A 22,877-nucleotide genomic window follows, 5' to 3' on the forward strand; every position below is an offset into this window, starting at 1 on the left:
TAAAAAATCCTAGGTGGGCATAAACAAAAGACAATAGACCTGTGCCCACCTGAGCCAAGTTACTGTCTTAAGTCTCATCAATCCTGACTGTTCAAAAAATATAGAATCAGGACTTCTTTGCCACGAGCTTGAGGCTCGATTATGTTGACAAAGGATCTTTGCAAAAAGCAAAGAAGATTACTCCCCTAAGAGGGCACTGATAATAAAATACTTACTTAGAAAAAACAATGCGAGGGAAGGTTAAACCCTCACTCGCATTGTTTTAAGTGACATTGATCTTTATTAAATTGGATTATTTATAAAGATGTATGTCGCTGCGTAAGCCTTTCCACAAACTGATGCACATGATGAGCATAAGCAAAGTGAAAGGTAGGCCGATTGTGATTGCTGCAGCTTGAATAGCGCCAAGTGCTTCAGAACCACCGCCAATCAACAAGGCAATGGCGATAACACCTTCAAGAACCGCCCAGAACACGCGCTGGATCATTGGCGCATCTGTTTTACCGCCGGCTGTGATACCGTCGATAACCAAAGAGCCAGAGTCAGAAGAGGTGACGAAGAACACCAAGACAAGCACAATGCCCACGAAAGAAGTCAAAGAGGTTAATGGCAAGCTCGCAAACATTTGGAACATGGCTAGTGAAGAATCACTGATACCGTTTGCCAAAGCGCCTACGCCATTTTCAACTTGATCCAATGCGGAGCCGCCGAAGATAGACATCCAAACCAATGAAACTGCTGTTGGTACAAGTAAAACAGCCACAACGAACTCACGTACTGTACGACCGCGAGAAACGCGTGCGATAAACATGCCGACGAATGGTGACCAGGAAATCCACCAAGCCCAGTAGAACACAGTCCAACCGTGGTAGAAGGTTTCGTCTTCACGACCAATCCAGTTACTTAGTGGAATGATGTTTTCAATGTAACCAAGGAAGAAAGAACCCATCGCAGCGAAAATCGCGCCTGTGTTACCAACGATCACGATAAACAAAGCCAATACCGCAGCAATGATCATGTTGACGTTAGACAGCAGCTTAACACCGCCTTCCAAGCCACGAGCAACCGAAACAATGGCAACGGCTGTTACAGCACAAATAACAAGGATTTGCGTTGTTAATGTGTTTGGAACGCCGAATAAGAAGTTCAGACCACTGGTTGCTTGCTGAGCGCCAAAACCAAGTGATGTCGCCAAACCAAAAATAGTCGCGATAACAGAGATAATGTCGATCAAGTGACCGATTTTGCCCCAGACTTTTTCACCTAATAAAGGGTAGAACGCAGAACGAATTGTTAGCGGCAAACCTTTGTTATAAGCGAAGAAAGCAAGAGAAAGACCAACAACCGCGTAAATAGCCCAAGGGTGAAGACCCCAATGGAACATGGTTGCGCCCATGGCTAAGTCTTTGGCTTCAGGCGTGTTTTTCATGACCTCGAACGGCGTACCGTACCAGCCTGTGTAATATGCTACAGGCTCTGCGACACTCCAAAACATCAAGCCAATACCCATGCCGGCAGCAAAAAGCATTGAGAACCAAGTGATGGTCGAGTGTTCAGCGGTTGCTTGTGTTCCGCCAAGGCGAATTTTACCAAGCGGAAGGGCGATTAACGCTAAGCAGAACAACACAAAAATGTTGCCAGATACCATGAAAAACCAGTCAAAGTTATTGATAGACCAGCTTTTGGCACCGGATAGAAGTGCGCTTGCGTCAGTAGGAAATAAGATGCTTCCGAGGATAAAAGCAAAAATGATAACGGCACTGGTACTGAATACAGGGTTCAGTACGTCTAGGCCAAGAAACTGAACGTTGTCTTGTCCTACCTTGTAAGCCGTGTTGTATTCTTCCCGACCATTGTCAGGCACTTTCGTGCTCATAAGTATTCTCCTGAATGAGTAAAATGTTGCTAAACCATGTTCCAAACTGATCAATACAAACTGGCATTCGTACATCGTTATGCCATCTCGTTACGTCATCCTAAAAGAACTCTCATCATTAGATTGTTCTTAATACGACCTGTGTCGGTCTGTTTCAGCTGCTTTGAATAGCTCAAACGTGTGTCGTGAACACAATAAATTGTTATAGGTTTCAGTCGTAAGTAAAACGAGTAGATAAATTTCGTATTTTCAATGTGGTTAGCAATGGAACGAAAAAAGGCCATCTATGAGGCCTTTTTTATGAAGTTGCAAAGGGTACAGTAATTTAGTTAGATGTCAAATCATAGTAAACAAAGTGACGGAACTAAGGGAGGAAGAGTTCGAGCAATTCGTTAAGGAATAATTTCCCTTTTTCGGTGGTTTTTACTCGATGTTTTTTCCATTCTTCAGCGTCTAACAAACCTTGTTTAATGGCGGTATTGCAGGCTCTAATCAATGAATCTGGCAGAGTTTGATAGGTGAAACGCTCATAATCTTTAAGATCAAAGGTTTCGAACAAGCGTAAGCGGTTCATCATAAACTCAAGCGGTAAATCTTCCTTGGCTATTTCTTCTTTAATGACTAACGCTTCTGGTAAATTGTTGAGGTAATGATTTGGGTGTCGAGTCTTTCGAGTTCGAAATATTTGACCATTAACTAACGTGATTTTTCCATGAGCGCCTGCGCCAATGCCAATGTAATCGCCAAAGCGCCAGTAATTCAAATTGTGTGACGCTCGACAGCCTAGTTTCGAATTCGCAGACACTTCATATTGCGCATAACCATGTTGCGACAGCAGAGATTGTCCTGCGTCTTGGATTTCCCACAAGGTGTTGTCTTCAGGCAAGGTTGGCGGCCGACGATAGAATTCTGTGTTGGGCTCTATGGTGAGCTGATACCAAGAAAGGTGTTCAGGGTTTAAATCGATGGCGATGGCTAAATCTTCCATCGCCATTGCTTGGCTTTGTTCGGGCAAACCGTGCATCAAATCAATGTTGATATTATCGAACCCGGCGGCTCTGGACTTATCCACAGCGTGAATGGCTTCGTCTCGGTTGTGGATTCTTCCTAGGGTTTTCAACAGGTTTGGCTGAAAACTTTGGATACCAATAGACAGTCGATTAATGCCAGCTTTACGAAAGTGGCTGAATTTTTCTTGCTCAAAGGTTCCCGGATTCGCCTCCATGGTAATTTCAGCGTTATCAATCCAAGTGAGTTTTTCACGCAAGGCATCCATCAAGCGATAGTAGAAATCTTCGCTCATTAAACTTGGCGTGCCGCCGCCAATAAAAGCCGTTTGTATTGGTCGACCTGCAACGTAAGGCAAATCCACTTCAAGATCAGCCAGTAGCTGATTTAAATAGGCTTCTTCGGGCAGCTTGCCATCTTCTGAGAAACGATCTGCTTGGTGCGAATTGAAGTCGCAATAAGGGCACTTTCGCACGCACCAAGGTAAGTGAATGTATAAACTAAGCGGTGGTAATTGAGTGCTCACAGCAAGTTGCCTTGTTGAAAGGCATTAAGCAATTGTTGCAATGCTTTTCCACGGTGGCTAATTTGGTTTTTGACTTCTTTCGGAAGGCTTGCTGCGCTGCAGCCGCACTCGGGAACATAGAAAATAGGATCATAACCAAAGCCTTCTTGGCCTTCGCTGGATTCCAGAATACGGCCTTCCCATGTTCCATGAAACACCAAAGGCGTTGGGTCGTCTTTATGGCGCATGTAAGCCAAAACGCAATGGAAACGTGCTGTGCGATCTAACTCGAAAACGCCGTCTAGCTTTTCTAACAAGAGATCATTATTGGCTTGATTATTACCATGTTCGCCAGCAAAGCGAGCGGAGTAAATTCCCGGCGCGCCATTCAGGTAATCGACTTCAATGCCTGAATCATCAGCCAATGCGGGTAAACCTGTTTGAGCGCAGGCATTACGGGCTTTTAAAATGGCGTTTTCAATGAAGCTAAGACCGTTTTCTTCGGCTTCTTCCACGTTAAACTCACTTTGTGGCTTAACCTCAATGTTCATGTCGCTCAGCAACGCATTAAATTCTTTTATTTTGCCGGCATTATTACTGGCAAGAACGATGGTTTTATTCATCGTGTTTTCCTCTGGATAAGCTAACAGAAAGCCAGCTTGTGGCTGGCTTTAGTAGGTGTTTTTTATTAGCGACTGATATGAAAAATCGCCGTTTCACTGAATAGGTTTGGCATGGAGCGAATCCACCAATGATCTTTTAAATGACCATCGACCGCCGCCCAACGCAATATTTTGATGTCTTTTTCACGGCACAAGAGTTCGAAGTCTTGGAAGGTGAAAAAGTGAATGTTTGGCGTGTCATACCAGTTGTATGGCAAAAATTCAGACACAGGCATGCGACCTTTTAAAGCAAGGTGAACACGGTTACGCCAATGACCAAAGTTTGGAAAGGTAATGATGCATTCTTTACCAATCCGCAGCATTTCATCAATCAATAAGTCAGGACGACGAAATTGTTGTAAGGCGTGCGTCATAATCACCAAGTCAAAACTTTGGTCTTCAAAGTTCTGCAAACCTTCGTCTATGTTCTGCTCTAAAACAGGAATGCCTTTTTCGATACAGGTGTTTAAATCGTTTGGCTCTATTTCCAACCCATAACCGCTGACTTGCTTGTTTGACATCAAATGGTGAAGTAATTCACCTGGACCACAAGCAAGGTCCAAAACGCGTATATTAGGTTGTACCCATTCATCGATGATTTCTAAATCAGAGCGCATCAGAAGTCTCCGTTGTTAAGCCATTCGCGATGCGAGTTAGGAAAGTATTTAACACGCTCATATAGCGCGGAATAGGGAACAGGAAGGCATCGTGACCTTCCGTCGCTTCTATTTTGGCATAGGATACAGGCTTGCCAGCTTTCACCAGCGCGTTGACCATTTCCTCACTGCGTTCAGGCGAAAAGCGCCAATCTGTTGTGAAAGACACGAATAAAAACTCGCATTGCGCTTTGCTTAATACCGCGGATAAGTCGTTATCGGTTTTGGCGGCTGGGTCAAAGTAGTCCAGCGCCTTGGTCATCAGCATATAGGTGTTGGCATCAAAGCGCTTGGTAAAGGCTTCGCCTTGGTAACGTAAATAACTCTCCACTTCGAATTCGATACCATAATGATACTGGTAAGTGTCATGACGCATTTGGCGGCCAAACTTTTCACCCATTGCATCGTCTGACAAATAGGTAATGTGTCCCAGCATGCGCGCTAACCCAAGCCCATTGGTGGGTACGGTTTGGTTCTCTAGGTAATTGCCATCGAAGAAATCAGGATCGCGTCGAATGGATTGTCTCGCCACTTCGTTAAAGGCGATGTTTTGCGTTGATAGCTTTGGTGCCGAGGCAATAATAATGGCGGCTTTTATGCGCTCAGGAAAACGAATACTCCACTCAAGCGCTTGCATGCCGCCAAGACTACCGCCGACGATAGCGGCGAATGTTTGAATACCAAGTTTATCTGCTAAACGGGCTTGGCTTTCTACCCAATCCTCCACTGTAACCATAGGAAAACTGGCTTCCCAGCGTTCGCCTGTCGCAGGATTGATACTGGTTGGGCCAGTTGATCCGCAACAACCGCCAAGATTATTCAATGAAATGACGAAGAAATGATTTGTGTCGATTGCTTTTCCAGGCCCAATCGCAGAATCCCACCAGCCAGGCTTTTTATCCGTCATCGCATGATAACCCGCTGCATGATGATCTCCGCTCAATGCGTGGCAGATAAGCACAGCATTTGAAGCGGTTTCATTTAACGTGCCATAAGTCTCATAAATGAGTTGATAAGATGACAGTGTTTGACCACAAGACAGCGCTAATGGCGTGTCGAATTGCGCAATTTGTGGTTTAACAATACCAACAGAGTCGGCTGGAATAACGTCCGGCATAGGTTTTGGTAATCCTAATGAAAGTACTCGAATTCCCGTGAAGAAAAATGGGAAATTTTATTGATGAATAATGGCACACAGTCTAGCGTTTGCGTTGCATAGCATCAAGGTATAGACCTTCTAATTACTGTGTGATCTCAAAGAGCCGATAGACTAATTGGCCTGCTGTTTTTTCTTTTTGTAACGTCCAATTGTTCGGCAAAGGAGGAAGTGCAGCTTCTTTTTCCATTTCGATGTAGACCAGAGCGCGTTCAGCTAACCAGCCTTTTTCCAGTAGCGGAATGATTTGCGCCAACCAACCTTTGCGAAAAGGCGGATCTAAGAAGATGATGTCCAATGGTCGAGGCGTTGCCGTTTCTAGAAAAGCCGCTGCGTTTTGCGCAATGACTTCGGCATTTGTTGCGCCTAATGTGGCGAGGTTAGCTGTCATTTGTTGGGAAACAACACGAGAGTTATCAACAAAGGTAAGGTGTTTCGCGCCGCGGGATAAGGCTTCTAGTCCTAATGCGCCAGAACCACAAAAGAAGTCGCCGCATGTCGAACCGGGAACGAAATGATTAATCCAATTGAAGAGTGTTTCGCGTACTCTGTCTGGCGTGGGTCTTAAACCTTCAATATCAGGAATAGGCAACTGGCGTGAGCGCCATTCACCGGCAATGATTCGGAGTTTAGAAGCCTTAGCTTTGCTGTTTTTGGAAGCCTGTTGTGGTATTTTCTTTCTCATTGGTAAACCTGAATCTCTTGGTAAGTCGATGTCTTTAATAAATCTGTTAAGGCGTTCTGGTAATCAGTTTGGGTAAAAGTGTCGATGGCTTCTTTGTAGGAGCTTACAAATTCTTCCAAGGTTAATTGCCCATCTAAATGGGTGACTTGGGTCGCCATATAGCTCCACCATGTTGGAGACTGAGTTTGTATTTCCAATTGTGTTTTAAAGCTATCAAACAGTCTGTTAAAAGTAGCTTGGTCTTGAGCTGATGGCATGTTTTGCTGTGTCAGCAAGCTTTTCGCATCGAGTATTTTTGTGTTTAGGCTCTCGGCGTCTTGAGTTAGCGCAGCGGAATATTGAATGTTCCAACGAGCCCAAGGATGTTTTGGTGATAAGGTAAAGGCAAGCTGTACAAAATCCATGTTGGTTTGTTGATTCAATGTTGAGACTAAATCTGCGCCCCATATTTGTAAGCTGATCCATTCTTTGACCGATGCAATAGGTTTTAGAGCAACCGCGCTTTGAGTTTGCCATAGATAATCTGATGCCGACTTTTTGTTAAATTCAACCGTGCGAGAGGTTGGCTCATAGTCTTCTATTGACGTTGATGCCACAGCGAGTTGATCGTTTTTGCTGACATTATTAAGAACTTCTTCAATAGCGGCTTTTGCTTCTGTATTTAAGTTGCCGATCACGTAAATGGCAGACGCATTCGAGTGCATGGTTTTGTAATACTGGCTGACTTGCTCCAATGTGACGGTTGCCACATCCGTGTTTTCCCGCTCTTGCTGATTCTGAAACAGTCCTTTTTCTGCTTTGTATGGCTCAATTTCTGTGTGGCGTCGTTGCCAGCCATCCAGTGTACGATGCTTAAATACTGGTTCTGCTAACCAGTTATTCACTAATGATAAAGTGCGCATGAGATACGCTGTTTGGCTGCTGAGCGTTACACCAATGACTTGGCTTTCATAGTCATAATGGCTACTGGCTTGCGCGGCTAAAGGCGCTAACCTTTGGTTGATGGATGCTGTGCTAAGTGGCAAGGAATCACTCATTAGCATGGCAAGCGTTGTTTGGGCTAGATTTGTGGGTGTCGGTGTTGATTGAGGCGCTGGCGTTCGAAAGGCAAAGCGAATTTCAACTTTGTCGCCACCTTCCCAACTGTCTTGCTCTAGCCAAATAATGGGAATGCCAGAATCCGTTTCGGATGTTTCTATATTCGGTGTTGGGAGTTTGCTGCTTGGCGCAGTGAGCTGTAGCACCCAAACGGCTAATGTACAGAAAACCATAATGATGGCTAAAACAGGTCGGCTGAAAAGAGGTTTACTATTATCGGGCATAAAGCACCTTAAGGTGTGTGTTATATGTCGTTTTGCGTGAAACTAGACCTGTTTGCTAGCTAGAATGATGATAAAATACTCGTTTTTACACGCCCAATCTTGTGGCGTTGCTTCCAATCATAGCATTTCACTGGTGTTTACTGCATCAGTCAAAATAAAGAGACAAATTTAATGGAAATTGTTAATCAAATTATTGCTTTTTTTACGCCTTATCTTGGTGAGGAATACGCTCGTTATGCGCCAATTGCGATTGGTACAAGTTTAGCGATCGTTGCTTTTGTTATTCGTCGTCGTTTTGTAAATAAGATGAATGCAGAAATTAAAGCAGCGAAAAGAAAAGACCAAGCCGCTCAAGATACGCCAGTAAGCGAACCTATCGAGAAGCCTTCTGTTGTTGAAGCAGACATTGTGGCCGAAAAAGCACCGATTGCAGAAAGTGATTTAGTGGAGGAATTGGCGGTTGCTGAAAAAGAATTAACGGTAGAAACGCCTGAAGTTGAGCAAGCAACAATTGCACCGGAAGAAGTGACAGAAGCGACCGTAGAAGAAGCGGTTGTAGAAGAACCTGTCGTTGCTGAAGAGCCTGTGGCTGTTGAAGAGCCAAAAGCTGAAGAGCCAGAAGTCTCTGAGTCTGAAGAAGAAGCCGCAGTTGAAACGGTGGAAGACGAAGCGCCTCAAGCAGAAGAAGTGGAAGAAGAGCCAAAAGCTCCGACGCTTTCTTGGGCGCAAAGAATTAAAGCTGGTTTGTCTCGTACTCGCAGCGGCTTAGGCAACGGCCTATCGTCTGTGATTCTGGGCAGCAAAAAAGTTGATGATGATCTACTAGAAGAGCTTGAAACTCAGCTTTTGATGGCGGATGTAGGCATTGATGCGACTCAGGCGTTGGTGAATGGGCTGACAGATAAGCTGAATCGTAAAGAGCTGAAAGACTCAGATACGTTATTAACAACGCTGAAATCTGATATGGCTGATATTCTGAGTAACTCACAGAAAACTCTTGAGCCTGTTAGCAAAGAAGGTCCTTTCGTTATTTTAATGGTTGGCGTTAACGGAGTTGGTAAAACCACCACTATCGGTAAGTTGGCTAAAAAATATCAGGCAGAAGGCAAAAGTGTTATGTTGGCGGCGGGCGATACATTCCGTGCCGCAGCGGTTGAACAGCTTCAGGTCTGGGGTGAACGTAATAATGTTCCTGTTGTCGCACAACATACAGGTGCCGATTCTGCGTCTGTTATTTATGATGCGCTTGAATCTGCTAAAGCCAAAGGTGTCGATATTGTTATTGCTGACACAGCGGGTCGTTTGCAAAACAAAGAAAACCTAATGAATGAGTTGTCGAAAGTCGTTCGAGTAATGAAAAAACTTGACGAAAATGCACCTCATGAAGTCATGCTTGTGCTTGATGCTGGTACTGGTCAAAACGCGATTAGCCAAGCTAAGCTTTTCTCTGAAGCGGTTGGCGTAAGTGGTATTACTTTGACGAAATTGGATGGCACAGCAAAAGGCGGGATTATCTTTGCGATTGCCAAGCAGTTCGGTTTGCCTATACGTTATATTGGCGTGGGTGAGCAGGCGGATGATTTACGTCCTTTCGTTGCGCAAGAGTTCGTAGACGCATTGTTTGAAAGTGAATAAAATTTTGAGCGATTCGCCCTATAAACAAACGTTTCTTATTTTAATTTAAGGATAGTGGATCAAGGTGGAAATCGAATTTCAGCGAGTGGGTAAAAAGTACGAGAGCGGACAGGAAGCATTGTCGCAGGTGAGTTTTCATTTGCGCCAAGGTGAAATGGCGTTTCTTACTGGGCATTCTGGTGCAGGTAAAAGTACCTTAATGAAACTCATGATGATGATTGAGCGCCAGACATCAGGGCAAATTCTTGTCGATGGTGTTGATCTGCGAACGTTAAGTCGACGGGCGATTCCTCAACACAGGCGTCGAGTAGGTGTGGTATTTCAAAATCACCAGCTTTTATTTGATCGAAGTGTTTTTCATAATGTGGCTTTGCCTTTGCAGGTGAGTGGCGCAGACCCACAACAGATTGCGAAGCGTGTACGTGCCGCATTGGACAAAGTCGGATTGTTGGATAAGGAAAAATATAATCCGATGGCGTTGTCTGGTGGTGAGCAGCAACGTGTCGGTATTGCTAGAGCAGTAGTCAATAAACCGCAACTTCTATTGGCCGATGAGCCGACGGGTAATTTGGATCCTAAATTATCCGCTGAAATCATGAACCTTTTCCAAGAGTTTAACCGAGTAGGTGTGACAGTGTTGATTGCCAGTCACGATTTGGCTTTGGTTGCTCGTATGCGTCATCGAGTTCTTACTCTTAATCAAGGACGAATGGTTAACGATGGAGGGTTTGGCTAAATGGCACAGAAACCCAATCAGCGCGGCGCCACAAGAGAATCCATAAAGGCGACAAAACATCATTGGCCTGCACGCTCTTCATTCAGTCTTGGTAAGTATCTAAGGCAGCATCAAACGACGTTGACTGAAAGCTTCATGCGTTTGGTATCTTATCCTTTGTCTAGTGTGATGACTGTGATGGTGATCGCCATTGCTTTGTCTTTGCCGAGTGGTTTGTATGTTTTGTTGAAAAACGTGCAATCGGTGACAGATCAATGGGAGCAGCAGTCAGTTATTACTTTGTATTTGTTCCCAGGTTTAGAAGACACTCAGGCGCTTGCTTTGTCTCATCGTATTTCGGCACAAGCGGATGTGGCGTCGGTGGAATATATTTCCAAGGAAGAGGGGTTAAGGTATTTCGAGCAATCCAGTGGCTACGAACAAATCTTATCTTCTTTACCAGAGAACCCTTTGCCGATTGTGCTACGAGTTATTCCTCGCGAAATGGTGGATGTGACGACTTTGCCAAACTTACAGGCATTGCGTGACCAATTAGCCGGTCAACAGGAAGTGGAATACGCAGAATTAGATGCACAATGGTTACAGCGTCTTGCGAATATATTGAGTTTTGGGCAGCGTTTTTCTTATGCGCTGTCTGTTCTATTGGTTGTGGCGGTGTTTTTGATTGTCGGTAACACGATTCGAATGGCAGTAGAAAGCCGTCGCGATGAAGTCTTGGTCATGAAATTAGTCGGCGCAACAGATGGTTATATTCGTCGCCCATTTTTATACATGGGCTTTTGGTTTGGGGTCTTAGGTGGACTCTTTGCCAGCCTATGTGTTCTCTTGCTTAGCTGGTGGATTAGTGCGCCTGCAGAACGTTTGATTGATTCCTACCAAAGTGGTTTTCAGTTACAGACTTTTAATGCAGATGAGATTGTTTTGTGTTTAACTATTAGTGCTTTTGTTGGTGTGATTGGCTCTTGGATTGCAGTGAATCGCCATATAGCAAATATTGAGTTGCAGTGATCATAAAAGGCTAATATCAGTCATTAGATAATAGCCATGGTTTATTCACATTTATGTCACACATGGAAAGCACTTACTTGGTAATATTTTTCTCATACTCAGTATGAGCAATTAAAAAGGTGGAAATAGAGATGGCTAAAACTCTCCAACCTACGGACATGATGATTCCAGGTCAAAACCTTGAATCCTACATACAGGCCGTTAGTAGAATTCCGATTTTATCCGCTGATGAAGAAAAAGCATTGGCTGAGCGTCTTTACTATCAAGAAGACCTCGAAGCAGCACGTACATTGGTTATGTCGCATTTGAGATTTGTTGTTCATATTGCGAAAAGTTATTCCGGATATGGTTTAGCACAAGGCGACCTAATCCAAGAAGGTAATGTTGGCCTAATGAAGGCTGTTAAGCGCTTTAACCCTGAAGTGGGTGTGCGTCTTGTTTCTTTTGCTGTGCATTGGATTAAAGCAGAGATTCATGAATTCATTCTGAAAAACTGGCGCATCGTGAAAGTTGCGACAACCAAAGCTCAACGTAAAATGTTCTTCAACTTACGCAGCGCGAAGAAGAGTTTGTCTTGGTTTAGTAACTCTGAAGTGGAGTCTGTTGCGAGTGATTTGGGCGTAACGCCTGAAGTGGTTCGTCAGATGGAAGGGCGTTTAAGTTCTTCTGATATGGCTTTTGATGCTTCTGCTGATGACGATGATGAAAGCGCATTTCAGGCACCGTCTCAGTATTTAGAAGACCACAGATACGACCCAGCAACTTTGCTTGAAAACGGTAACTGGACAGAAGATTCTAACCAGCGTCTTGAAGTTGCAATGGCTGATTTAGACGAGCGTAGCCGTAATATCCTAGTGCAACGTTGGTTGTCAGACGGCAAATCAACTTTGCATGATTTGGCCGATGAATATGGTGTTTCAGCTGAGCGAATTCGTCAGCTTGAGAAAAACGCTATGAAGAAAATACGTGTCTCAATGGGAGAAGGTCAGTTCGATTGATCTTTCTCCCTTGGGATTGAAAAGCCTTCTTTGTGATCATCATAAAGAAGGCTTTTTCGTTTTTGGGGGTTACATTGTGAGGCTTGCTTTTTGGCGTAGAAGATCGTGTTTACTGACTTCTTAATTGATTGCCAGGTACAAAGCGCCAGGTCCGAATAATCTCGAGCTTATCTACTTCTTTTTTGAGTTCGCTCGGAAAGGCTTGGAAAGGTTCGGCCAATCGAACAATGCGCATGGCAGCATCATCTAATACTCTTTTCCCCGATGAATGTAAGATTTCAATATCATCAATGTAGCCGTTTGGAAGCAGGCTGACGGCCAAACGTAATTCCCCATATAAATGATTTCGCTTGGCTTCTTCTGGGTAATGAATGTTGCCTATTCGCTCAATTCTGCGTCGCCAGTCATCTAGATACTGAGCATCGACTGCCGCTTTTGCTGAAACAGAGGTTAAACGGCGAATGCGTGGACGTTTAGCATAAGATTGGCGTTGCTGGTCGAGTAGGGCTTCTAAGGTTGCTATGTCATTAGATAGATGACTAGGAATTTGTGTTTCTCCACGAAACCTTTCTTCTAAGGTTTTTACTTCCTGTTCAGGCTCATCAAGTACTTCAAAAACCGCTTCTTGGTTACTTGTAGCGAGTAGTCTAGGCTCATCAATGGGTTCAGCTGAGGCGAGCTGTGGTTGAATCGGTGGAGATATTTCTTGGATAGTATCGGATAAAAAGCGGGAATTTTCTGTGGTTGTCAGTTTTTGTTTGCGCAACTCTGTGCCGCTGGCTTGTTGGTTAGCTTGGGCGATAAAGTCTGCATCAACAGGCGCTTTTGTTGTGTGTTGAACTAGCGTGACTTCCAAGGTTTTAGGTTTGGGCGATGGAAGTGTGAAGTCAAAACCAACAATCATCACCATTAGCACATGAAGGCTAATGGCGATGAAAAGCGTGATGGAAAATTTATCGAGTGTTCGCATCATTTAATATTACTGAAGGCGTGCTTCGATTGCCTCAATTAATGTCATGGCGATGTCTAAACCGAATTGATCATTCAGCTCTCTAACACAAGTAGGGCTAGTGACATTTATTTCAGTAAGGTAATCACCAATAACGTCTAAGCCAACAAACATCAGTCCTTTCTCTTTTAAAGATGGAATAACTTGTTCGCAAATCCAACGGTCTCTGTCGCTCAGTGGTCGGCCTTCACCTCGCCCACCCGCAGCCAAGTTACCACGAGTTTCCCCTGAAGCAGGAATGCGTGCCAACGCGAAAGGAACTGGCTCACCATTGACGATTAAGATGCGTTTATCGCCTTGCTTTATCTCAGGGATAAATTTCTGCGCCATGATTTGTTCTGCACCCATGTTGGTTAGGGTTTCGATAATCACACTGACGTTAGAATCGTCTGGTTTGAGGCGAAAAATAGCAGTTCCACCCATGCCATCTAAAGGTTTAAAAATCACATCGCCGTGTTCTTTATGAAAGGACTTTAGTAAGTCTGCACGACGCGTCACTAAGACTGGTGGACAGCATTGAGGGAACTGAGTCGCAAAGAGCTTCTCGTTGCAGTCTCGAAGGCTTTTTGGATCATTCACAACCAGTGCGCCATCTCTTTCTCCTTGTTCAAGGATCATGGTGCTGTAGACAAATTCACTGTCGAACGGCGGATCTTTGCGCATTAAAATGACATCAAGGTCGCCAAGCGGCATTTTTGTTTCTTCGCCTAAGTCATAAAAGTGCGATGGATCTTTGTAGACATTGAGAGGGCGAGTCATCGCGAAGGCTTTTCCCTCTTCTATAAATAAATCCTTTTGCTCCATATAAATGAGCTGCCAGCCTTTTTCAGCAGCGGCCCAAAGCATGGCGAGTGAGGTGTCTTTTTTGTAGTTTATGGATGAAATAGGATCCATAACAATGCCGAGTTTGATAGTCATAGGGTGATTCCTAAAACGAAGTAATATCTTCGTACTTTGAAAATATATTAATAAGTATTGATGCTATAGAAATATGGGGACGCTGAGAAGAAAAAACACCACTGTTTTACAGATAGTTGTTTTTATAGGTGGTGTGTGGAGACATAAAAAAACTAGATGAGAAATGGTTTTCTCTCATCTAGCTCTTTGGTACTAACAAACAAGCTCTAATAAAATTTACCAGCTACCGCTGTTTTCATCCGCTTCAAGGAAGAGTTCGCTTTCTAAGCTTTCTTGGTCTGTTTTCGGTGCTGTGTCAGTTGTGACAGGCGAAGCAACATTAGGCTCATCTTGAATTTCAGCTAGTTCTTCAACCACACTGCTTTTTACAGTGAGAGAGCCTTTCTCATCAAATTCATCATTAAATCCAAGTAATGATGGACGGTAGATACGAAGAGCTCTCATTAACTCACCTTTGGCATTGAATAAGCGAAACTCAGAAAATAGTTCATCGTAGTCGACATTTACATAATCTTGGCGCGCTTCAAATAGTTCATTTTCACTGTCTAAAACGTCTAACAATGAGCGGCGACCTAAACGAAATTGCTTTTCATAAGCGACTTGCGATTCTTTAGTAGAAATAACATATTGTCGAATGTGTTCTTTCTGTTCTGTGGTTGCTTCATAAGCAGCCCAAGCCAACCGAACGGTTAACTCTGTGTCACGAATTGTGTTGCGGCGAATCTCTGTCGCTTGGATGTTTTGTTGTACGGCCGCTTCTTGTTTGCGTTTGGACGAACCTCCGCTGTAAAGATTATAATTAAGTCGAACCATGGCAAGTAAGTCTTCACTAGGGCCTTCGTCACCGTCTATATTGTTGTCCCAAGTCCGTTCTAAAACGAAGTTAACGGTTGGATATTTTTCGGCATCAGTTATGGCTTGCAGGCTTTCTGTTGCAAGAACGTCCCAGTAAGCGCCTTCAATTGCTGGGTTTTTCTTAAGCGCTTCGCTGATCGCAGAGTCAAGGTCTTGTGGTAATAGTGCACGATCTGGAACTGGGTAAATCATCTCTTCAGGAGGCAGTTCTCCAACGATGCTTTTATAGTTACTTTCAGCGTCTTTAAGGTTGTTAATTGCTGCTAAATTATTAGCATGCGCTTTCGAAAGACGTGCGGAGATTTGGCTAAAGTCAGATTGACGACCAATGCCTGTGTCGCTTTTTAATTTAATTTGCTCATATATGCGCTGATGAGCTTTTAAGTTCAGGTCGGCAAGAGCAAGAAGTTCGCGGTAGCGTAAGACATCTGCAAAAACTTGAGCCACTTCTAACGCTGTGTTTTCAACAGAAATAAGAGCGTTCCAACGGTCAGCTTCGGCTTCACTGGTGAGTCGTTTTACTTCGTTGCGAGTGGAAAAACCACTAAAAAGAGGCTGATTTAATGCCAGTGTTAACTCGCGTCGAGTTAAGTCAATATCGTCCGCATTTTCTTCATAAGTTGTTTCATGGCCGATGCCCGCAGAAAGATCCACGCTTGGGTAGTAGCCTGTGCGGCGAGCCACTTCTGCGTCTTCTTTCAGCTCACGATATTGTGCAATAGCTTGTCTGACTTCAGGGCTATTTTCTATGGCAATGTAAGTTGCTTCTTCAAGCGTAATAGCATGGGCTGACAAAGACAGTAAAGCCATGCTTAAGTAGCTAGTTGAAATCAGAGCAAGTCGGTAAAACATAAAATCATCGTTCCTTTAATGAATGTATCTGCTTAGATTTTAAAATCATTTAAACCATGAATATGTTGTAGTTATGTGAGTCAGCAGCTTTTTTATATTTTATCTAGATTACCTTAAATATCGCCCCAAAGTGTGTTTATTACACTTAATGCAACAATTGGTGCAGTTTCTGTTCTCAAAACTCTTGGCCCTAAAGTAATAGCTTTAAATCCTTTATTTTCAGACAGTTGAACCTCGTTTTCAGTCAGCCCGCCTTCTGGCCCAATAAGTAAACAGACCTGTTTATTTTCTGGATATTGGAACTGATTTATCGGTTTTGCACTGTGGTGATGCAAAGTGAGCATTAACATTTCGTTACAATTGTCTAGCCAATCTGCAAGATTTATAGGGGGATAGACAATAGGGACCACACCTCTACCACATTGTTCTGCCGCACTAATGGCTACTTGTTGCCAATGTAGTTGGCGCTTTTCTGCTCGGTTGTCTTGTAGTTTTACTTCGCATCTTTCACTGAATAAAGGTTGGATTGCATAAACACCAGCTTCTACTGATTTTTGAATAGCATAATCCATGCGCTCACCACGAGAGAGAGTTTGACCTATGGTGACTTGAATAGGGGATTCGTTGTGCAGTGGCTCGAAATGAGAAATGGATAGGCTAGCTGAACGTTTTTCTACGTCGCATAAAGTGGCATGATATTGACCACCTTTGCCATTAAAGACACGAACTGGATGATCTGATTTGAGGCGAAGGACTTTGCAAACATGCTGAAAGGTCGAATCAGGTAAATTGATCTTAGTATTCTCGTTGAGGTCTGTATCAATAAAAATTCGTGGAATACGCATGCCTTGTCCTAAGTTTGAAAAGATAGAAATAAAAAAGCCCTCTGCGACGCTCTAACGTCACAGAGGGCTTTATAACGGAAAAAAGAAAACTTATAAACCAGCGGCTTTGCGTAAAGCGTCGGCTTTGTCTGTTTTTTCCCAAGTAAAGTTCTCACCTTCACGGCCAAAGTGACCGTATGCCGCGGTTGGTAAATAAATTGGACGTTTGAGATCCAACATTTCAATTAGGCCTGCTGGTCGCAATTCGAAATGCTCACGTACCAATTGCGAAATGACGGCGTCGCTTACTTTGCCTGTGCCAAACGTATTGATACTGATAGAGGTTGGCTCAGCCACACCGATCGCGTAAGAAATTTGGATTTCACATTTGTCTGCTAAACCCGCCGCAACGATGTTTTTGGCTACATAGCGACCAGCGTAAGCTGCAGAACGGTCAACCTTTGATGGATCTTTACCAGAGAAAGCACCACCACCGTGACGAGCCATACCACCGTATGTATCTACGATGATTTTACGACCTGTTAAACCACAGTCACCTACAGGGCCACCAATGATGAATTGACCTGTTGGGTTGATGAAGTATTTGGTTTCTTTTGATAACCACTCAGCTGGTAGAACAGGCTTGATGATTTCTTCCATCACGGCTTCGCGTAGATCGGCTTGTTTTACTGATGCACTGTGTTGAGTGGATAGAACCACAGCATCAACGGCACATGGCTTACCATTTTCATCATAGCGGAAAGTGACTTGGCTTTTGGCATCCGGACGAAGGAAATCAAGCGTGCCGTTTTTACGCACTTCTGCTTGGCGTTGCACAAGACGGTGAGCGTAAGTGATAGGTGCAGGCATTAATACGTCAGTTTCGTTGGTTGCAAAGCCAAACATTAAGCCTTGGTCGCCAGCGCCGAGTTCTTTTTCGCTGGCTTCGTCAACACCCACTGCGATGTCAGCAGATTGTTTGCCGATGGCGTTCATTACAGCGCAAGATTCCCAATCGAATCCCATGTCTGAACTGTTGTAGCCGATTTCACGAATTACACCACGAGCGATTTCTTCGATATCGACCCACGCATTTGTACGAACTTCACCTGCAACCAATACCATGCCTGTTTTTACGAGAGTTTCGCAGGCAACGCGTGCTTCTTTGTCTTCTGCAAGAATGGCATCAAGAATGGCGTCAGAGACTTGGTCTGCAATTTTGTCTGGATGACCTTCTGAAACGGATTCAGAAGTAAATAAAGAATATTCTGACATTATGAGTCTTCCTCTTTAGCTGAGTTGGCTGCTAAACAGGCATAAAAAAACCTGTTTTGCATAAAAATGCTAAACAGGTTCTTACGTATCTGTTTAGCTGAGTTTATATAGCGCCCGCAAGCCGAGACAAATCGACGCTGTTAAGCCGCGAATGATGGACTAGAGTTGTTTAAATATCAACCCATTCGTTAGATTTTAGTGAGTCAAAAGGTTGTTTTTTTGTTACGATGGTGCGGTTTTTATGTCATTTCATTTTCTTTGCCCATTGTTTGGGCATAACGGTGGTGCCAGCATTGCATGGTGGCCCTATTCTGTAGAGAATGTTTTTTCTATTGTTCGTTAAGCTATCAGGAGTGGAAGAACCATGCCGTCTCGTAAACAACTTGCTAACGCCATACGCGCATTAAGTATGGATGCAGTGCAAAAAGCCAATTCAGGTCACCCAGGTGCGCCAATGGGTATGGCCGATATCGCTGAAGTGTTATGGAATGATTTTTTAAAGCACAACCCAAATAACTCAAAATGGGTTGATCGTGACCGCTTTATATTGTCAAACGGCCATGGCTCCATGCTTATTTATTCTCTATTGCATTTGTCTGGCTACAAACTACCTATCGAAGAATTGCAGCAATTTCGTCAATTGCATTCTAAAACACCTGGTCACCCAGAATATGGTTATACAGACGGCGTTGAAACAACAACGGGTCCTTTAGGTGCGGGTATCAGTAATGCGGTTGGTATGGCGATCGCTGAGAAAACATTAGCGGCTCAATTTAACCGTGAAGGCCATGAGGTTGTTGATCACAACACCTATTGTTTCCTTGGTGATGGTTGTTTGATGGAAGGTATTTCCCATGAAGCTTGTTCATTAGCAGGTACTTTGGGACTTGGTAAATTGGTCGCGTTTTGGGATGACAATGGTATTTCTATCGATGGTCATGTTGAAGGCTGGTTTACTGACGATACACCTAAGCGTTTTGAATCTTATGGTTGGCATGTAATTGCGGATGTGGACGGTCATGATCCTGTTGCGATTAAAGCAGCAATTGAAGCGGCTAAAGCGGAAACCAGCAAACCTACTCTGATTTGCTGCAAAACCGTGATTGGTTTTGGTTCACCAAACAAATCTGGTAGCCATGATTGTCACGGTGCGCCATTGGGTGACGCTGAAATTGCAGCAGCTCGTGAATTCCTTGAGTGGCCACATGCACCTTTCGAAATCCCGGCTGATGTTTACGCTGGTTGGGATGCTAAAGAAGCGGGCTCTGTTCGTGAAGATGAATGGGCAGCGAAGTTCGAGTCGTACAAAGCGGCTTACCCAGAATTGGCGGCCGAATTTGAGCGTCGCGTGATCAAGGGTGAATTGCCAGCTGACTTTGAAGCGAAAGCACAAGCTTTCATTCAAGAAAGCCAAGACAAAGGTGAAAACATTGCCAGCCGTAAAGCGTCACAAAATGCGATTGGTGCTTTTGGTGCTATCTTACCTGAATTACTGGGTGGCTCTGCTGACCTTGCGGGCTCTAACTTGACGTTATGGTCTGGCTCTAAAGGTATCCAAGATGACGCGGCTGGTAACTATGTTTACTACGGTGTGCGTGAATTTGGTATGAGCGGTATTATGAATGGCGTGTCTTTGCACGGCGGTTTCATTAATTACGGCGCGACTTTCATGATGTTTATGGAATATGCGCGTAATGCGGTTCGTATGTCGGCATTGATGGGCATTCAAAACATCTTCGTTTATACCCATGACTCGATTGGTCAAGGTGAAGATGGCCCAACTCACCAGCCTATTGAACAGCTTGCTAACTTGCGTATGACGCCAAATATGTCTGTGTGGCGCCCATGTGATGCGGCAGAAACAGCTGTGGCTTGGAAGGCGGCTATCGAGCGTCGTGACGGTCCTACGTCATTGGTTTTCTCTCGCCAAGGTTTACCTGCGCAAGCGCGTACTGCTGAGCAATTAGCGAATGTGGCAAAAGGCGCTTATGTCTTGAAAGATTGCGCTGGCACGCCAGATCTTATTCTGTTGGCAACTGGCTCGGAAGTTGGTTTGGCCGTTGCGTCTGCAGAAGCTTTAACAGAGAAAGGCAAAAAAGTGCGTGTGGTATCTATGCCGTCAACGAATGTGTTTGATGCTCAGGATGCTGCGTACAAAGAGTCTGTTTTACCAAGTGCTGTAACGAAACGTGTTGCTATTGAAGCGGCTCACGCAGATTACTGGTACAAGTATGTTGGCTTTAATGGCGCTATGGTCGCTATGACAACCTTTGGTGAATCTGCCCCTGGCGGTGATTTGCTAAAACACTTCGGCTTTACGGTTGATAATGTTGTTGAGACAGCGGAAAAAATCCTAGCCGTTTAAATATTGAATGGCTAATAAGAAAAGGAGGCGGTATTTTGTACGCCTCTTTTTCCTTTTTTATAAGATGAAAAACGGTATTTTTTATCGGTTTTTATTGCGATGAAGTAGTGAGAATATGTTGCGAGTCGCTATTAATGGTTATGGTCGAATAGGGCGCTCGGTCTTAAGAGCACTTTATGAAAACGGCTACCGCGACCACATTCAGGTGGTGGCAATCAACGAATTGTCTGATATTGAGACAATCAGTTATCTTACGCGCTATGACACAACACATGGCCGCTTTCCTCAACCTGTATCGACAAAAGGCAATACGCTTCTAATTGGTGATGATGAAATCGCCTGCTTTTCTTGTGCTCAACCTGAAGAATTAGAATGGTCGTCTCTTGACCTTGATATGGTGTTTGAATGCTCTGGAAGCTTCTCGGACAGAGAAGGTGCACAAGCTTATCTAAACGCTGGCGCACCAAGAATTTTGCTTTCCCAACCTGCGGCATCAGACGTGGATGCAACGATTGTGTATGGCTTTAACCATGAAGATATACAGGCCAGCCACGGAATTGTCTCTGCCGCGTCCTGCACAACCAATTGCCTGATTCCAGTATTAGATGTTATTAAGCAGTTTGCAGGTGTCGTGCATGGCACAACTCAAACGATTCACTCTGCAATGAATGATCAGCCTGTGATTGATGGTTATCACACGAAAGACTTACGTTTAACCCGTGCCGCGTTGAGTTCGATTATCCCCGTTGATACCGGTTTGGCGAAAGGCATTACCCGAATGATGCCGGAACTAGACGGGAAAATGGGGTGTAATGCGGTGCGTGTGCCGACGTTAAATGTCTCCGTGATTGATCTTGTGTTACGTACGGATCGAGATGTCACGGTGGAGCAAATAAACCAACAATTAGAACAAGCTTCTAATGGTAAATACGCTGAATTAATGGGTTTTTCTAAAGAAGCACATGCTTCTGTTGATTTTAATCATGATCCACGTTCTGTGATCATTGATAGCACACAGACCCAAGTCATTGATAAGCGTATGGTTAAGTTGCTGTGTTGGTTTGATAATGAATGGGGTTACGCTAATCGAATGCTGGATGTAGCAAAATACTGGGCAAATGTGATTAAAGACTAGTATTTGTATTACAATATAAAAAATTAAATGACGAGGACATCGTACATGACTGTAATGAATATGAAAGATGTGGATTTGACGAACAAGCGCGTATTGATTCGTGAAGATTTAAACGTGCCAGTCAAAGATGGCAAAGTAATGAGTGATGCGCGTATTCGTGCGGCATTACCAACTATTAAGCTGGCATTAGAAGCAGGCGCTAAAGTGATGGTTATGTCACACCTTGGTCGCCCGACAGAAGGTCAGTACGAGGAAGAATTCTCCCTTCAGCCTGTAGCAGCGTATTTATCTGATTTGCTAGGACAAGAAGTTCCTCTCGTTAAAGACTGGTTGGATGGCGTAGAAGTTGAAGCTGGCCAGCTGGTTTTAGTTGAAAACGTACGTTTCAACTTAGGTGAAAAGAAAGACGATGAAGCCTTGTCTAAGAAAATGGCGGCATTATGTGATGTGTTTGTGATGGATGCATTTGGTACCGCACACCGCGCGCACGCTTCCACTCATGGCGTAGCGAAGTTTGCACCTATTGCTTGTGCTGGCCCTTTATTAGCGGCAGAGCTTGATGCATTGGGTAAAGCGCTTGATAACCCAGCTCGTCCTTTGGTGGCGGTAGTTGGTGGTTCTAAAGTATCAACAAAGTTAACGGTTTTAGAATCTCTGTCTAAAGTTTGCGATCAATTAATTGTAGGCGGCGGCATTTCTAATACTTTCGTTGCTGCTCGCGGTAACAATGTTGGTATGTCTTTGTACGAAAAAGACCTTATTCCTCAGGCTCAAAAGCTAATGGCGGATCTGGATATTCCTGCAGTGACTGACGTTCGTGTTGGTACGGAATTCTCAGAAACAGCGGTTGCGACTGTTAAGCCTGTAGACCAAGTTGAAGACAACGAAGAAATCATGGATTTAGGTCCGGATTCTGCTCAAGTTATGGCAGATATCTTGAAAAATGCGAAAACCATTTTATGGAATGGCCCATGTGGCGTATTTGAGTTTGATAACTTCTCTAAAGGTACAGAAGTCGTCGCTCAAGCCATTGCAGATAGCGATGCGTTTTCGGTTGCTGGTGGCGGTGATACCTTGGCAGCGATTGATAAGTACGGTTTAGCGGATAAGATTTCTTATATTTCGACGGGCGGCGGTGCTTTTTTAGAGTTTGTTGAAGGAAAAGTGCTTCCAGCTGTTGCGATGTTGGAGTCACGCGCGCAAAATTAGTATTACAAAATGCAAAAATAGCATTCTAAATATATTATAAGGGCGAAAAGCCCAATTACTGGCCTTGTTTGTTGCTCCAAAAAAGCAAACAAGGCCAGCTATTATGAAAACTAGAGAGTGACATATTCGGCGCTAAGATCGAATGGAAATAAGGCGTAAGCCACGTGACTGCTGTGAAGCGGATCATG

General features: G+C 44.1%; 19 protein-coding genes and 1 riboswitch. Of the genes, 7 read left to right on the plus strand and 12 right to left on the minus strand.

The window, feature by feature from the left end; genetic code table 11:
* Positions 1-79 precede the first annotated feature (79 nt).
* A riboswitch (yybP-ykoY riboswitch) is annotated at positions 80-198 on the minus strand.
* Between the two features lie 94 nt (positions 199-292).
* The 7 genes from ACMUMQ_RS11775 to ACMUMQ_RS11805 form a co-directional block, all read right to left on the minus strand.
* On the minus strand, positions 293-1,876 hold the full coding sequence (locus tag ACMUMQ_RS11775) for a BCCT family transporter (RefSeq protein ID WP_414682183.1): 1,584 nt from the start codon (positions 1,874-1,876) through the stop codon (positions 293-295).
* Between the two features lie 364 nt (positions 1,877-2,240).
* Complete coding sequence (hemW, locus tag ACMUMQ_RS11780) at positions 2,241-3,410, minus strand: radical SAM family heme chaperone HemW (RefSeq protein ID WP_414682184.1); 1,170 nt, start codon at positions 3,408-3,410, stop codon at positions 2,241-2,243.
* A complete protein-coding gene (locus ACMUMQ_RS11785; RefSeq protein WP_317005450.1) occupies positions 3,407-4,012 on the minus strand; it encodes an XTP/dITP diphosphatase in 606 nt (201 codons plus the stop codon). The genes hemW and ACMUMQ_RS11785 overlap by 4 nt, the downstream gene beginning before the upstream one ends.
* A gap of 65 nt (positions 4,013-4,077) precedes the next feature.
* Complete coding sequence (gene metW, locus ACMUMQ_RS11790; protein WP_414682185.1) at positions 4,078-4,668, minus strand: methionine biosynthesis protein MetW; 591 nt, start codon at positions 4,666-4,668, stop codon at positions 4,078-4,080.
* Entirely contained in the window at positions 4,658-5,824 is a 1,167-nt protein-coding gene (gene metX, locus ACMUMQ_RS11795; protein ID WP_414682186.1) for a homoserine O-succinyltransferase MetX, read from the minus strand. Before metX ends, metW begins: the two co-directional genes overlap by 11 nt.
* Before the next feature lie 124 nt (positions 5,825-5,948).
* A complete protein-coding gene (gene rsmD / locus ACMUMQ_RS11800) occupies positions 5,949-6,548 on the minus strand; it encodes a 16S rRNA (guanine(966)-N(2))-methyltransferase RsmD (protein ID WP_414682187.1) in 600 nt (199 codons plus the stop codon).
* Positions 6,545-7,870, minus strand: a complete 1,326-nt coding sequence (locus tag ACMUMQ_RS11805; RefSeq protein WP_414682188.1) for a peptidase M16 family protein — start codon at positions 7,868-7,870, stop codon at positions 6,545-6,547. The genes rsmD and ACMUMQ_RS11805 overlap by 4 nt, the downstream gene beginning before the upstream one ends.
* Before the next feature lie 171 nt (positions 7,871-8,041).
* Here ACMUMQ_RS11805 and ftsY point away from each other — a divergent pair, with 171 nt between their 5' ends.
* From ftsY to rpoH, 4 genes are all read left to right on the plus strand, one after another.
* Positions 8,042-9,505 (plus strand): signal recognition particle-docking protein FtsY, encoded by a 1,464-nt coding sequence (ftsY, locus tag ACMUMQ_RS11810; protein WP_414682189.1) that lies wholly within the window; start codon positions 8,042-8,044, stop codon positions 9,503-9,505.
* Between the two features lie 64 nt (positions 9,506-9,569).
* On the plus strand, positions 9,570-10,241 hold the full coding sequence (ftsE, locus tag ACMUMQ_RS11815) for a cell division ATP-binding protein FtsE (RefSeq protein WP_347983565.1): 672 nt from the start codon (positions 9,570-9,572) through the stop codon (positions 10,239-10,241).
* A complete protein-coding gene (gene ftsX / locus ACMUMQ_RS11820; RefSeq protein ID WP_414682190.1) occupies positions 10,242-11,249 on the plus strand; it encodes a permease-like cell division protein FtsX in 1,008 nt (335 codons plus the stop codon).
* Positions 11,250-11,380: 131 nt separating this feature from the next.
* A complete protein-coding gene (gene rpoH / locus ACMUMQ_RS11825) occupies positions 11,381-12,247 on the plus strand; it encodes an RNA polymerase sigma factor RpoH (RefSeq protein ID WP_414682191.1) in 867 nt (288 codons plus the stop codon).
* 109 nt (positions 12,248-12,356) lie between these two features.
* Here rpoH and ACMUMQ_RS11830 read toward each other — a convergent pair whose 3' ends face one another.
* The 5 genes from ACMUMQ_RS11830 to metK all read right to left on the minus strand — a co-directional run bounded on the left by ACMUMQ_RS11830 (position 12,357) and on the right by metK (position 17,980).
* Positions 12,357-13,220, minus strand: coding sequence for an energy transducer TonB (locus ACMUMQ_RS11830; RefSeq protein WP_414682192.1), 864 nt, complete (start codon positions 13,218-13,220; stop codon positions 12,357-12,359).
* Positions 13,221-13,226: 6 nt separating this feature from the next.
* The gene (gene gshB / locus ACMUMQ_RS11835; RefSeq protein ID WP_414682193.1) at positions 13,227-14,174 is read right to left on the minus strand and encodes a glutathione synthase; all 948 of its coding nucleotides are present in this window, start codon (positions 14,172-14,174) and stop codon (positions 13,227-13,229) included.
* A gap of 216 nt (positions 14,175-14,390) precedes the next feature.
* Positions 14,391-15,881: a TolC family outer membrane protein gene (locus ACMUMQ_RS11840; RefSeq protein WP_414682194.1), complete on the minus strand. Its 1,491-nt coding sequence runs from the start codon at positions 15,879-15,881 to the stop codon at positions 14,391-14,393.
* Between the two features lie 113 nt (positions 15,882-15,994).
* On the minus strand, positions 15,995-16,726 hold the full coding sequence (locus ACMUMQ_RS11845) for a 16S rRNA (uracil(1498)-N(3))-methyltransferase (RefSeq protein WP_414682195.1): 732 nt from the start codon (positions 16,724-16,726) through the stop codon (positions 15,995-15,997).
* A gap of 90 nt (positions 16,727-16,816) precedes the next feature.
* Complete coding sequence (metK, locus tag ACMUMQ_RS11850) at positions 16,817-17,980, minus strand: methionine adenosyltransferase (protein WP_414682196.1); 1,164 nt, start codon at positions 17,978-17,980, stop codon at positions 16,817-16,819.
* Between the two features lie 364 nt (positions 17,981-18,344).
* Between metK and tkt the strand changes: the two genes are divergently transcribed.
* The 3 genes from tkt to ACMUMQ_RS11865 all read left to right on the plus strand — a co-directional run bounded on the left by tkt (position 18,345) and on the right by ACMUMQ_RS11865 (position 22,689).
* Positions 18,345-20,345, plus strand: coding sequence for a transketolase (gene tkt / locus ACMUMQ_RS11855; RefSeq protein WP_414682197.1), 2,001 nt, complete (start codon positions 18,345-18,347; stop codon positions 20,343-20,345).
* A gap of 115 nt (positions 20,346-20,460) precedes the next feature.
* On the plus strand, positions 20,461-21,480 hold the full coding sequence (locus tag ACMUMQ_RS11860; RefSeq protein WP_414682198.1) for a type I glyceraldehyde-3-phosphate dehydrogenase: 1,020 nt from the start codon (positions 20,461-20,463) through the stop codon (positions 21,478-21,480).
* A 45-nt stretch (positions 21,481-21,525) separates the two neighbouring features.
* Complete coding sequence (locus ACMUMQ_RS11865) at positions 21,526-22,689, plus strand: phosphoglycerate kinase (protein WP_414682199.1); 1,164 nt, start codon at positions 21,526-21,528, stop codon at positions 22,687-22,689.
* Positions 22,690-22,877 lie beyond the last annotated feature (188 nt).

It is taken from the genome of Marinomonas algae (assembly GCF_047525555.1).
Taxonomy (GTDB): domain Bacteria; phylum Pseudomonadota; class Gammaproteobacteria; order Pseudomonadales; family Marinomonadaceae; genus Marinomonas.

What these genes read in the sequence shown, in the direction of transcription:
- ACMUMQ_RS11775 (WP_414682183.1), bottom strand. Translation starts at nt 1,876, where the DNA reads ATGAGCACGAAAGTGCCTGACAATGGTCGGGAAGAATACAACACGGCT.
- ACMUMQ_RS11785 (WP_317005450.1), bottom strand. Translation starts at nt 4,012, where the DNA reads ATGAATAAAACCATCGTTCTTGCCAGTAATAATGCCGGCAAAATAAAA.
- metW (WP_414682185.1), bottom strand. Translation starts at nt 4,668, where the DNA reads ATGCGCTCTGATTTAGAAATCATCGATGAATGGGTACAACCTAATATA.
- metX (WP_414682186.1), bottom strand. Translation starts at nt 5,824, where the DNA reads ATGCCGGACGTTATTCCAGCCGACTCTGTTGGTATTGTTAAACCACAA.
- rsmD (WP_414682187.1), bottom strand. Translation starts at nt 6,548, where the DNA reads ATGAGAAAGAAAATACCACAACAGGCTTCCAAAAACAGCAAAGCTAAG.
- ACMUMQ_RS11805 (WP_414682188.1), bottom strand. Translation starts at nt 7,870, where the DNA reads ATGCCCGATAATAGTAAACCTCTTTTCAGCCGACCTGTTTTAGCCATC.
- ftsY (WP_414682189.1), top strand. Translation starts at nt 8,042, where the DNA reads ATGGAAATTGTTAATCAAATTATTGCTTTTTTTACGCCTTATCTTGGT.
- ftsX (WP_414682190.1), top strand. Translation starts at nt 10,242, where the DNA reads ATGGCACAGAAACCCAATCAGCGCGGCGCCACAAGAGAATCCATAAAG.
- rpoH (WP_414682191.1), top strand. Translation starts at nt 11,381, where the DNA reads ATGGCTAAAACTCTCCAACCTACGGACATGATGATTCCAGGTCAAAAC.
- ACMUMQ_RS11830 (WP_414682192.1), bottom strand. Translation starts at nt 13,220, where the DNA reads ATGATGCGAACACTCGATAAATTTTCCATCACGCTTTTCATCGCCATT.
- gshB (WP_414682193.1), bottom strand. Translation starts at nt 14,174, where the DNA reads ATGACTATCAAACTCGGCATTGTTATGGATCCTATTTCATCCATAAAC.
- ACMUMQ_RS11840 (WP_414682194.1), bottom strand. Translation starts at nt 15,881, where the DNA reads ATGTTTTACCGACTTGCTCTGATTTCAACTAGCTACTTAAGCATGGCT.
- ACMUMQ_RS11845 (WP_414682195.1), bottom strand. Translation starts at nt 16,726, where the DNA reads ATGCGTATTCCACGAATTTTTATTGATACAGACCTCAACGAGAATACT.
- metK (WP_414682196.1), bottom strand. Translation starts at nt 17,980, where the DNA reads ATGTCAGAATATTCTTTATTTACTTCTGAATCCGTTTCAGAAGGTCAT.
- tkt (WP_414682197.1), top strand. Translation starts at nt 18,345, where the DNA reads ATGCCGTCTCGTAAACAACTTGCTAACGCCATACGCGCATTAAGTATG.
- ACMUMQ_RS11860 (WP_414682198.1), top strand. Translation starts at nt 20,461, where the DNA reads ATGTTGCGAGTCGCTATTAATGGTTATGGTCGAATAGGGCGCTCGGTC.
- ACMUMQ_RS11865 (WP_414682199.1), top strand. Translation starts at nt 21,526, where the DNA reads ATGACTGTAATGAATATGAAAGATGTGGATTTGACGAACAAGCGCGTA.